10 protein-coding genes are annotated in these 11,828 nt (G+C 36.3%); 9 read left to right on the top strand and 1 reads right to left on the bottom strand.

Annotated features, from left to right (window positions below):
* The first annotated feature begins 58 nt into the window (after positions 1–58).
* Genes opp3b through RCG25_RS19760 form a run of 4 tightly spaced genes read left to right on the top strand, consistent with a single transcriptional unit; the run spans position 59 to position 4,066 of the window.
* Positions 59–991 carry an oligopeptide ABC transporter permease gene (gene opp3b / locus RCG25_RS19775; protein WP_308080532.1) on the top strand — a complete coding sequence of 311 codons (933 nt, stop codon included), beginning with the start codon at positions 59–61 and terminating at the stop codon, positions 989–991.
* On the top strand, positions 988–2,016 hold the full coding sequence (opp3C, locus tag RCG25_RS19770) for an oligopeptide ABC transporter permease (RefSeq protein ID WP_308080531.1): 1,029 nt from the start codon (positions 988–990) through the stop codon (positions 2,014–2,016). The genes opp3b and opp3C overlap by 4 nt, the downstream gene beginning before the upstream one ends.
* Positions 2,017–2,032: 16 nt before the next feature.
* Complete coding sequence (locus RCG25_RS19765; protein ID WP_308080530.1) at positions 2,033–3,127, top strand: ABC transporter ATP-binding protein; 1,095 nt, start codon at positions 2,033–2,035, stop codon at positions 3,125–3,127.
* Positions 3,128–4,066, top strand: a complete 939-nt coding sequence (locus tag RCG25_RS19760) for an ABC transporter ATP-binding protein (RefSeq protein ID WP_308080529.1) — start codon at positions 3,128–3,130, stop codon at positions 4,064–4,066.
* Positions 4,067–4,248: 182 nt separating this feature from the next.
* Here RCG25_RS19760 and RCG25_RS19755 read toward each other — a convergent pair whose 3' ends face one another.
* Entirely contained in the window at positions 4,249–4,434 is a 186-nt protein-coding gene (locus tag RCG25_RS19755; protein WP_308080528.1) for a hypothetical protein, read from the bottom strand.
* 579 nt (positions 4,435–5,013) lie between these two features.
* On the opposite strand from RCG25_RS19755, the gene spxA reads away from it, so the two are divergent.
* From spxA to pepF, 5 genes are all read left to right on the top strand, one after another.
* Entirely contained in the window at positions 5,014–5,409 is a 396-nt protein-coding gene (gene spxA, locus RCG25_RS19750; protein ID WP_308080527.1) for a transcriptional regulator SpxA, read from the top strand.
* Between the two features lie 279 nt (positions 5,410–5,688).
* Positions 5,689–6,360 (top strand): adaptor protein MecA, encoded by a 672-nt coding sequence (gene mecA / locus RCG25_RS19745; protein ID WP_308084228.1) that lies wholly within the window; start codon positions 5,689–5,691, stop codon positions 6,358–6,360.
* Between the two features lie 234 nt (positions 6,361–6,594).
* Complete coding sequence (gene cls, locus RCG25_RS19740; protein WP_308084227.1) at positions 6,595–8,106, top strand: cardiolipin synthase; 1,512 nt, start codon at positions 6,595–6,597, stop codon at positions 8,104–8,106.
* 241 nt (positions 8,107–8,347) lie between these two features.
* Positions 8,348–9,553 (top strand): competence protein CoiA, encoded by a 1,206-nt coding sequence (locus RCG25_RS19735; protein WP_308080526.1) that lies wholly within the window; start codon positions 8,348–8,350, stop codon positions 9,551–9,553.
* A gap of 128 nt (positions 9,554–9,681) precedes the next feature.
* Positions 9,682–11,499 (top strand): oligoendopeptidase F, encoded by a 1,818-nt coding sequence (gene pepF, locus RCG25_RS19730; protein WP_308080525.1) that lies wholly within the window; start codon positions 9,682–9,684, stop codon positions 11,497–11,499.
* Positions 11,500–11,828 lie beyond the last annotated feature (329 nt).

The raw sequence follows: 11,828 nt of genomic DNA, 5'->3' as shown, positions 1-11,828 counted from the left end.
TACCTGTATGAGAATTGTCGAAAAATGTTGAAGATTTCATCAATTAGGAGGTGTAGGCATGGCAAAATATCTCGTGCAACGTGTGATTTATATGTTAATTACACTTTTCATTGTTATATCAATTACTTTTTTCCTCATGAAATTAATTCCTGGAAGTCCATTTAATAACTTTGAAAAACTCTCAGAATTCCAGCGTACCCTTTTGCTAGAGAAATATGGGTTAAATGACCCCGTGCCTGTTCAGTTTTTTAAGTATTTAGGTGCAATGGTAAAAGGTGATCTAGGAGTTTCCTTTCAATTTGATAATACCCCTGTAACAGAACTTCTCGCTAATCGTATTGGACCATCCGCAACACTTGGATTGGAAGCCATGATTTTTGGTGCATTAATTGGAATTTTCCTAGGTGTAGTTGCTGCATTGAAGCAAAATACCTGGATGGATTATGGTTCTACTTTTATTGCTGTAGTAGGTAAATCTGTTCCATCATTTATTTTTGCTGGACTGCTTCAGTATTACGTTGCAGTTAAACTAGGATGGTTACCAGTAATGTTTTGGAGAGGACCAGAGTATACGATCCTTCCGACTATAGCGTTAGCAATGTTCCCTATTTCAATCGCAGCGCGGTTTATGCGTACTGAAATGATTGAAGTGCTAGGGTCTGACTATATTACACTTGCTAAAGCAAAAGGGGCAAGCTTTTGGCAAATTAGTGTAAAGCATGCTCTTAGAAATGCATTAATCCCTGTTGTTACCGTTTTGGGACCATTGGCTGTAGGTTTAATGACTGGTTCACTAGTTATTGAAAGAATCTTTGGTATTCCTGGCTTAGGTGAACAGTTTGTTAAATCGATCAGTGTAAATGATTATCCAGTAATTATGGGTACAAATATTTTATTTGCCGTTCTATTCGTAGTTATTATATTAGTCGTTGATATTCTTTACGGAATTATCGACCCACGTATTCGTATTTCGGGGGGGAAAACTAAATGAGCAATAAAGAAATGATCATCTCAAAGGATATGTTTGCTCCTGCTCATGTAGACCCATCAAAAAGTGAAAAGATTTCTAAGCCAAGTTTGAGTTTTTGGCAGGATTCTTGGATGCGTGTCCGTAAAAATAGAGGTGCGGTTATCAGTTTAGTTGTCCTTGTCATATTAATTTTAATGGCGTTCATTGGTCCTCTAATAACGCCATATGCTTACGATACACAAACAACTAAACATAATAACCTTCCACCGCGGATACAAGGTATAGAAAATGTTCACTGGCTGCCATTTGATGGAACATTAACGCGCAGAGACGGAACAGAATATAACGCATATGAAGTACGTAAAGTCGATGCTTATTATTGGTTTGGTACAGACAATTTAGGTCGTGATCTTTTTGCACGTGTCTGGAAAGGTACACAAGTTTCCCTTTTCATTGCTTTTATGGCGGCATTAATTGATATGTTGATTGGTGTGACCTACGGTGCGGTTTCTGGATATTTAGGTGGTAAAGTCGATGGATTTATGCAGAGGATTATTGAGGTTATCGTTGGTATACCTAACCTGATTGTCGTTGTATTAATGATTCTTGTTCTAAAGCCTGGTATCATCCCGATTATTATTGCCTTAACAATCACTGGTTGGACTAGTATGGCCCGAGTAGTGCGTGCACAGGTATTAAAATTTAAGGGCCAGGAATTTGTTTTAGCAGCTAAAACACTTGGAGCATCAGATAGCTCAATTATTTTTAAACACATGATTCCAAATATGTTTGGTGTCATAATCATTAACACCATGTTCTCTATTCCTAATGCGATTTTCTTTGAAGCTTTCTTAAGCTTTATTGGATTAGGTCTCCAGGAGCCAAATGCATCGCTAGGAACATTGGTAAATGAAGGATATAAAGCAATGATTGCATTCCCATATCAAATGATCATTCCTTCCATTATGATTGCTTTGATTATGGTATGCTTTAACTTAGTAGCTGATGGATTACGTGATGCTCTTGATCCAAAAATGCGTGATTAAAAGGCGGGTGAACTGAATGGAGAAAATATTACAAGTTAAAGATTTAAATATCTCATTCCATACATTTTCTGGTGAAGTTCAAGCGATTCGTGGTGTGAGTTTCGACCTTCTTAAAGGTGAAACTCTTGCAATCGTTGGTGAATCAGGTTCTGGAAAATCAGTAACAACTAAGTCAATAATGCGTCTACTTCCTGAACACAATTCAGAGATAAAAAGCGGTGAAATCCTTTTTGACGGAAAAGATTTAACAAAGCTTAAAGATAGAGAGATGCAAAAAATTCGCGGAAAAGATATTTCAATGATTTTCCAGGATCCTATGACTTCTTTAAATCCAACTATGAAAATTGGCAACCAAATAATGGAACCGCTAATTAAACATCAAAATATGAGTAAGCATGCTGCAAAAGAAAGAGCACTTGATTTATTGAAGCTCGTTGGTATTCCTAAACCTGAAATTCGCATAAACCAATACCCACACCAATTCTCAGGTGGTATGAGACAACGTGTTGTTATTGCAATTGCACTGGCGTGTAATCCAAAAGTTCTTATTGCCGATGAACCAACAACTGCGTTGGACGTAACAATTCAGGCGCAAATTCTTGAATTAATGAAAGATTTACAAAAGAAAATCGACACATCCATTATTTTCATAACACATGATCTTGGTGTTGTTGCAAATGTGGCTGATCGTGTTGCTGTTATGTATGGTGGGAAAATTGTTGAAATTGGAACGGCTGATGAAATTTTTTATAATCCACAACATCCATATACTTGGGGATTAATTAGTTCTATGCCGGACATGGATACACATGACGAGGAGTTATTCTCTATTCCGGGAACACCTCCAGATTTATTAGATCCACCAAAGGGTGATGCGTTCGCACCACGTAACCCATTTGTAATGAAGATTGACCTAGAGCAAGAACCACCATTTTTTAAAGTTTCTGATACACACTATGCTGCTACGTGGTTATTACATCCGGATGCACCAAAGGTTGAACCACCGGAAGCTGTTAAGAGACGTCAGAATCAATATGTTGGTAATGCAGGTGTGGCTACATTAGAAAAAGTGACCACTGGGCAATTCCCTGGAAAAAAGGAGGGAAACTAAATGGCTCAAGATAAATTACTTGAAATTAAAAATTTAAAGCAGTATTTTAACGAAGGTAAAGCGAACGAAGTAAAAGCCGTTGATAACGTCTCATTTGATATTTACAAAGGGGAAGTTATGGGACTAGTTGGTGAGTCTGGTTGTGGTAAGTCTACTACTGGGCGTACGATTATCCGCCTATACGATGCAACAGGTGGAGAAGTCTTATATGACGGTGTTAACGTTCATGGGAAAAAGTCTAAAAAACAATTAAAAGACTTTAACCGTAAGATGCAAATGATTTTCCAAGATCCATATGCATCTCTTAATCCGAGATTGAAAATTGCTGATGTTATTGCCGAGGGAATTGATATTCACGGTTTGGCAACATCAAAGCAAGATCGTATGGAACAGGTATATAAGCTATTAGAAACAGTTGGTTTGAATAGAGAACATGCCAATCGTTATCCACATGAGTTTAGTGGCGGTCAACGTCAAAGGATAGGTATCGCGAGAGCACTTGCGGTTCAACCGGAATTCATCATTGCAGACGAGCCTATTTCAGCGTTGGATGTTTCCATTCAGGCACAGGTTGTAAATCTTATGAAGAAATTGCAAAAAGAGAAAGGTCTAACCTACCTTTTTATCGCACATGACCTTTCAATGGTTAAATACATTAGTGATCGTATTGGTGTAATGTACTTCGGTAAGATGGTTGAGCTTGCACCGGCAGAAGAGCTTTATAAAAATCCTCTTCACCCATATACTCAATCATTATTGTCAGCAATTCCTGCTCCAGATCCAATCAGTGAGCGGACTAGAAAGCGTAAATCATATGATCCAGCTTCCCATAATTATGATGGTAACGAAGCAGTTGAATTTAGAGAAGTTACCCCAGGTCATTTTGTTTTATGCTCAGAAAAAGAGTTCAAACAATATCAGGCACAATCTAAGCATTAAAAAAAAACGATCTCGCTAGTTGAGATCGTTTTTTCCTTATAATATAATTTAAAAAGTTTAAAATTCGACTTCGAGAACTGTCCAGCTCCAGTGCCTAGCCCCTCGGGTCAAATAACCTTCGGCAATAAAAGTCAAAGAACATTTGCCTGTCGGGGCTGAACAAGGCACTTACGCTTTTCTAATTATTTTCTTTTTCCCCCAACAGCCTTCCAGCCTGTTTGGTATTTTGCACTTTCGTCTACATATTCACTACGGTTTTTGCCACCGAACACTTTTTCACCAATACCATTTGTAATAACACCCATTAAGGCAGTGATTCCGACAATTAATAAAGCAACCATTGTTAGATCTGTTATGTATCCAGCCATGATAAAAATCCCTCCATTTTTATAAATCAAAATAATGGTCAACCTTTGTAAATATCCCCTATACCTTATTTTAAAAGAACTTAGGCTTTATTGAAAGAGTAAATGCTGAAATCAGACAAAGATTATGAAAAAAATGAATGCGTTTTCATTTCCATTCCTTAATTGAGAATATAACCCTGATAAAATAATTGTTACCATAAAAAAATTGTTTAGCAAAGGATAAATTCGATATTATACATAGAAACCCACAAAAAAAAGGACAATAGAAACGAATATTATTACATAGAAAATAAATGGATTGGGTAAATTTAAATGTAAAATCGTAAATTTATTGAAACTTTTCTTCACATCATTCGTCTAATATAATATGAGTCATGTATTTCTTTCCTTTCTATAATATTTGGAAAAAGGGATACCTTTTTTAGTATCAGTGGTGTATAATAATTATAGAAATTCCTTATTTATAATCATTTTAATTACAACTGTGTTACAATTATAAAATTTAAGTTAAAAATAGTTTTATTTCTATATATTGATAAGAGTATTACATCCGTAAATAATAGAGGAGTGTGAATTAGGATGGTAACACTATACACTTCACCAAGTTGTACATCATGTCGTAAAGCAAAATCATGGTTAGAAGAGCATGAGATTCCATACTCTGAAAGAAATATATTCTCTGAGCCCCTATCCATGGAGGAGATTAAAGCAATTCTTCGTATGACGGAAGATGGGACAGACGAAATTATTTCAACCAGATCAAAGACATTCCAAAAATTGAATGTCAACTTAGATTCAATGCCGCTTCAGGATTTGTTTGGATTAATTAAAGAAAATCCAGGCTTGTTACGTCGACCTATAATTATTGATGAAAAACGGTTACAGGTTGGATATAACGAAGATGAAATTAGACGGTTTCTTCCAAGAAAAGTGCGTACATTCCAACTAAGGGAAGCGCAGCGGATGGTTAATTAAATCATAAGACCTTCATAATTAGGAGGTCTTTTTTGTATTTAATCCAAAAAATTTGTTCTTTTAGAGGCATTTTGCTACAATAAATAAACTATCATAATAATAACGATAGGCATTATAATGGTTTTTTAGTTTTTAACCTTTTTTATTTCCCATATTAGTGCTTTTGTCATAAAATGAAAGTACAAGAATATTTCCTTTTTTATGAAGGCAAATAGGATGAATTATCTGCTTGGGGGTATTTTGTCCCTTCAATATGGTAAACGGAAGGGAGAGGTTATGGTGGAGATTGAACGTATTAACGAAAATACTGTTAAATTTTACATTTCCTATGGAGATATTGAGGAAAGAGGATTTGACCGTGAAGAAATATGGTACAATCGTGAACGAAGTGAAGAACTCTTTTGGGAAATGATGGATGAAGTGCATGGCGAAGAAGAATTTGTGGTTGAAGGTCCGCTTTGGATACAGGTTCAGGCTCTAGAGAAGGGGTTAGAGGTTCTGGTTACTAAAGCACAGCTTTCTAAAGATGGGCAAAAGTTCGAGCTCCCACTTCCTAGTGATAAAATGAAAGATATTCCGGTGGATGAAAAAATTGAAGAACTTTTAGACCAACATTTCAATCCACAACATTTAGAGGAAGAAGAGATCCTCTTAGAGGAAGAGACTCTAGAATTTCTTCTCGTTTTTAAAGATTTTGAAGATATTATTATGCTTTCAAGCCGTCCAGGGTTAGATGATTTAGTGACTAAACTTTATCATTTTGAAGGTAAGTACTATTTATATACAGAATTTCCTGAAGATGTGTTTGAAGAAGATCAAATTGATGACATTCTAAGTATTTTACTCGAATATGGATATGAAACACAGATAACCATTCATCGTGTACAAGAATATGGGAAAGAAATAATCTCCGAAAATGTCTTTGCTGAATTACGAAAACATTTTGGCTAGTTTGCATACCGATTTCAAAACTGAAATCGGTTTTTTTACATAATAAGAAAGTATAAAATTCGACTTTGAGAATTGTCCAGCTCCAGCGCCTAGCCCCTCGGGTCAAATAACCTTCTGCAAGAAAGTCAAAGAGCGACTTTTCTTGCAGAAGAACATTTGCCTGTCGGGGCTGATCAAGGCGCTTATGCTTTTCATATCATGATTAAATAAGGTATATTTTGGCAGGTGAGTAATCTGAAAAACACAGTAAGGGTTATAGTGTTTGTAGCCGTATTATCCGTACTATGGTTTTTCTTTCGTGACCAATTACAAGGTGGAGTATTTGGTTTTTTAAGTATCTTCATAACGTTTTCGGTCATTTTTATTGGGATCGTTATTTTCTTCGAAAACCGACATCCTACGCAAACCATCACATGGTTAGTGGTATTAGGAAGCTTTCCGCTAATTGGTTTTTTCTTTTATCTTTTATTTGGACGTAATTATCGAAAGGAGAGAATGTTTAGGAAGAAGTATTTCTTAGATAAGCAGGCTTTTCTAACGGTTGAAGGGGAAGACGATCCGAGAAGTGAAGAGAAGCGCCGATTACTCGGAGAGCACCAAGGAAGATTATTTACACTTGCACATAAGCTTGGGAACAGCCCTATCTCTTTTGATACTTCTACAAAAGTACTGACTAATGGAGAAGAGACTTTCCGGAACATTATTGATGAGTTGAAAAGAGCAAGGCACCATATTCATCTAGAATATTATATTGTTCGACATGACCATATTGGCCAGGAAATCAAGGATATCTTGATTGAAAAGGCGAATCAAGGTGTTAAAGTAAGATTCCTTTTCGACGCAGTTGGTTCCTGGAAATTATCAAAAGCATACATTAATGATTTACGAGGAGCTGGTATTGAAACCGTTCCATTTGGACCAGTAAGATTACCATTTTTAAATAATAAATTTAATTTCCGTAATCATAGAAAAATTATCGTAATTGATGGAACGATTGGCTTTGTTGGCGGATTAAATATTGGTGATGAATATTTAGGAAGGGACAAAGAAATAGGTTTCTGGCGGGATACACATTTGATGTTAAAGGGAGAAGCCGTTCGTACCCTCCAACTCATTTTTTTGCAGGACTGGTACTACATGACGAACCACAGTTTTCTAACAGCGGAATATTTATCACCACAACTTGATGATAAAAGTCATGGCGGGGTTCAATTGATTGCTGGTGGTCCTGATAATGAGTGGAGTGTTATAAAAAATATATTTTTCGCTATGATTACATCGGCTAAAAAAAATGTCTGGATTGCATCACCGTATTTTATTCCAGATGAAGATATCTTTTCGGCAATAAAAGTGGCAGCTTTAAGCGGTGTGGATGTCAGGTTGCTTGTTCCCAACCGTCCTGATAAACGAATTGTTTTTCATGCCTCAAGGTCCTATTTTCCTGAATTATTGGAAGCTGGGGTAAAGGTGTACGAATATGAAAGAGGATTTATGCATAGTAAAATTGTTATTGTCGACGGTGAACTTGCCTCTATCGGCACATCGAACATGGATATGCGGAGTTTTCATTTAAATTTTGAAGTAAATGCATTTTTATTCCGAACGAATAGTACGGAGAAACTCGTTATGGAATATTTAAATGATCTCAAAAATGCCAAGGAGCTCAATCTACTCACATTTCAAAAACGGCATTTTGGTTTGCGGATTTTAGAGTCAACGGCAAGGCTGCTATCTCCTCTTTTATAATCGAGCGCGTCTTCGTGAATTGTCCAACTCCAGCGCCTAGCCCCTCGGGTCAAATAACCTTCGGCAATAAAAGTCAAAAGGCGGACTTTTCTTGCCGAAGAACATTTGCCTGTCGGGGCTGATCAAGGCGCTTGTGCTTTTCTTATTAACTCGTCAATTTTTTGGCGAGTCTTTTCTTATTTCTTAGAGGATTTTTGCAAAATATGGCGAAATATATACAAAAAAAGGAGGAGATGTTTGATTGTTAACTGCCATAACAAAAAATGGTAAAAAACTTTGTCTTGGTTATGATTATAAGAAGGAGAGCCTCTTGTCCCTTCGGAGTAAAGAAGACTTTTTTTGCCCTATTTGTGGGGAAAGTGTTTTGTTAAAATTAGGCGATCATCGTATTTTTCATTTTGCACATAAAAGAGGTGGAACTTGCCGGGAATTTTATGACCATGAATCCATCTATCACTTGGATGGTAAACGACAGCTGTATCAGTGGCTTATTAAACAAAATATACCCGCAGTATTGGAGTACTTTGATAAGGAAATCCAACAGCGTCCAGACATTCTGTTCAAATTTAACGGTAAGAAATACGCGTTAGAATATCAGTGCTCACCGATACCTGAAGAAATTTTTAGTAAGAGAACAAAAACATATCTTGAGAATGATTACATTCCATTATGGATTATTGCAAGCAGGCATTTGCAACTAAAGCAGAGAGACATCGATACTTTATCTAACTTTCATTACTTATTTTTACGATCTTCTTTACCAGGCACCTTTTTTATTCCATCTTATTGCCCCGAAAAGCAACACTTTCATCTAGTGGAATCCATTACACCCTTCTCGATAAAAAATGCTTTTACCCAACATTCCTTTTACTCACCTGATAGATTAGAAATATCTAGTTTACTCACCCCAAAACCTCAAAAAAGGATTTACATGCCAAAGTGGAAAACAGAAATGGATAGGATCATTCAAAATATGATACGTTATTCAGATCAACATAAAAAAAAGTTCCTTCTTGAAATCTACAATAATTGCCTCAATCCATTTTTACTTCCACCAGAAATAGGCCTCCCTGTCCCTCACTCGATACTCATCCAAACACCACCCGTTATTTGGCAGACGTATGTATATCTTGATTTACTATCCCATAAAAAACCAAGTGATTTTATTACCATGCAAGAAATGAAGGAGCATTTAAATAGGAGAGTGAAAAGACATGAAGTGGTAAGCAGACACTTACCGCAGGTGAGCCATCTGAATCCTTTGCTTGCAGTTATTGAATATCTCCTTTACTTAACAAAGCTAGGTATCCTTTCAAAAGTGGGTGAAACCTGTTTTCAAGTGAAAGAGAAAATATGGATTCCTCACTCTAATAGGGAAAGAGATGAAAGCATGGTTCGGTTTAACCAAAAACATGGTTCACTTTGTAAAATCATAAATGAAAATTAGTAGATGGGCATAATATAGTGAGTATGGTCGTTCTTTTCTAACGATTGTAAAGGAAATTTGAAAAATTAGGAGAATATTATTAGGAGTGGAAGCTTTTTGTAAATCTACATTTGAATGGAGGATGGAAGATGTCAAATGAAACTGCCGTAAAATCACTACCAACTAGAAATGATATCCCCGTAGAGGATACTTGGAAATTAGAGGATATTTTTGCTAGTGATCAGGACTGGGAGAACGAATTTCAAGACGTCAAAAATCAAATTTCTGGAATTAAAGAATATGAAGGAAAATTAGGTGAAAGTGCAGAGACACTTTATAAAGCTCTTCAATTCCAAGATAGGCTATTGGAACGGATTGGAAAGCTTTATACATATTCACATATGCGCTACGATCAGGATACTACTAATTCCTTCTATCAGGGTTTAGATGATCGGATGAAAAATCTTTATTCCCAGGCAGGTAGTCAGCTAGCATTTATTGTACCTGAAATCCTTTCTATCGAGGAAGAGAAGGTTGCAAGTTTCTTGAATGAGAAACCAGAGCTAAAACTTTATGAACACGCCATTGCTGAGATTAATCTGCAGCGTGCACATGTCCTAACTGCTGAACAAGAAGCATTACTAGCTGAAGCAAGCGAAATAATGAATGCTTCTAGTAATACTTTTGGCATGCTTAATAACGCAGACATAGAATTCCCTTCTATTAAAGATGAAAATGGGGAAGAGGTTGAAATTACCCATGGTCGTTATATTCGTTTCTTGGAAAGTGGGGACCAGCGTGTAAGACGTGATGCCTTTAAAGCCGTGTATAAGACGTATGGAAGTTTTCAAAATACCTTTTCTAGTACATTAAGCGGCAATGTAAAAAAGGACAATTTCAATGCACGGATCAGAAAATATGATTCAGCTAGACATGCAGCACTGGCAGCAAACAATATTCCAGAAAGTGTATACGATAATCTGGTAAATACAGTTAGTGAAAATCTGCATCTATTGCATCGGTATGTGAAGCTTCGGAAAAAAGTCTTAGGCTTAAATGAGCTTCATATGTATGATCTTTATACACCACTTGTGAAAGATGTGAAAATGGACATTAAGTATGAAGAAGCAAAGGATATAATCATAAAGGGTTTAGCTCCGTTAGGTGAGGAGTATGGCGAAATCCTGAAGACAGGTTTTGAAAGCCGCTGGGTAGATGTTCATGAGAATAAAGGAAAGCGGAGTGGTGCTTATTCTTCGGGTGCTTATGGGACACATCCATACATCTTAATGAACTGGCAAGACAACGTGAATAACTTATTTACCCTTGCGCATGAATTTGGTCATTCGGTGCATAGCTATTATACACGCAAATCACAGCCGTATCCGTATGGAAACTATTCTATTTTTGTTGCAGAGGTTGCCTCAACCTGTAATGAAGCTTTACTTAATGATTATTTATTAAAGACTATTGATGACGAGCAAAAGCGGATTTATCTTCTAAATCACTACCTAGAAGGTTTTAGAGGTACGGTTTTCAGACAAACCATGTTTGCTGAATTCGAACATTTAATCCATCAAAAAGCTCAAAACAATGAGGCTTTAACAGCTGAGGCGTTAACTGAAAGCTATTACGCTTTGAACAAGAAATATTTTGGTGAAGAAGATATCGTCATTGACGAGGAAATTGGTTTGGAGTGGGCAAGAATCCCACATTTCTATTACAATTATTATGTCTATCAATATGCAACAGGTTTCAGCGCTGCAACTGCGCTCAGCAAGCAAATCTTAGAAGAAGGAGAGCCTGCTGTCAAACGTTATATCGATTTCCTAAGTGCCGGAAGTTCTGATTATCCAATTGAAGTGTTAAAGAAGGCAGGAGTCGATATGACAAGTGCAGAGCCAGTTAAAAATGCATGTAAAGTATTTGAAGAAAAATTAAATGAGCTAGAAAAATTATTATCATAACAAGAAAAAGGATGTTGCTATGTATAGCAGCATCCTTTTAAAATCCTCTAAATCTTTTTCGGTCATTAATGTAAATGACAATAATCAATATGGCAACAAATAAAATTGGCGTACTGAGTAGGAGTGGGAAGACATTGAGTAAAGCTAACAAATGAAGAAAAAACGCTCCAAAGACAAAAAGGATCATAACTATAACGGGAAATTTAGCCACAGGGATAGCCCACCTTTAATGGTTTCTTGTTATATGTCTATTGTCCATTTCGTGAAATTATGATTTATTGACAATAATGTGAAATAACACACAAACTTATTGTCACTAACTTTGAATG

Source organism: Neobacillus sp. PS2-9 (assembly GCF_030915525.1).
Classification (GTDB): Bacteria; Bacillota; Bacilli; order Bacillales; family Cytobacillaceae; genus Neobacillus.
Note: the sequence above shows the minus strand (reverse complement) of the source record. Positions and strands in the feature narration are given on the sequence as shown.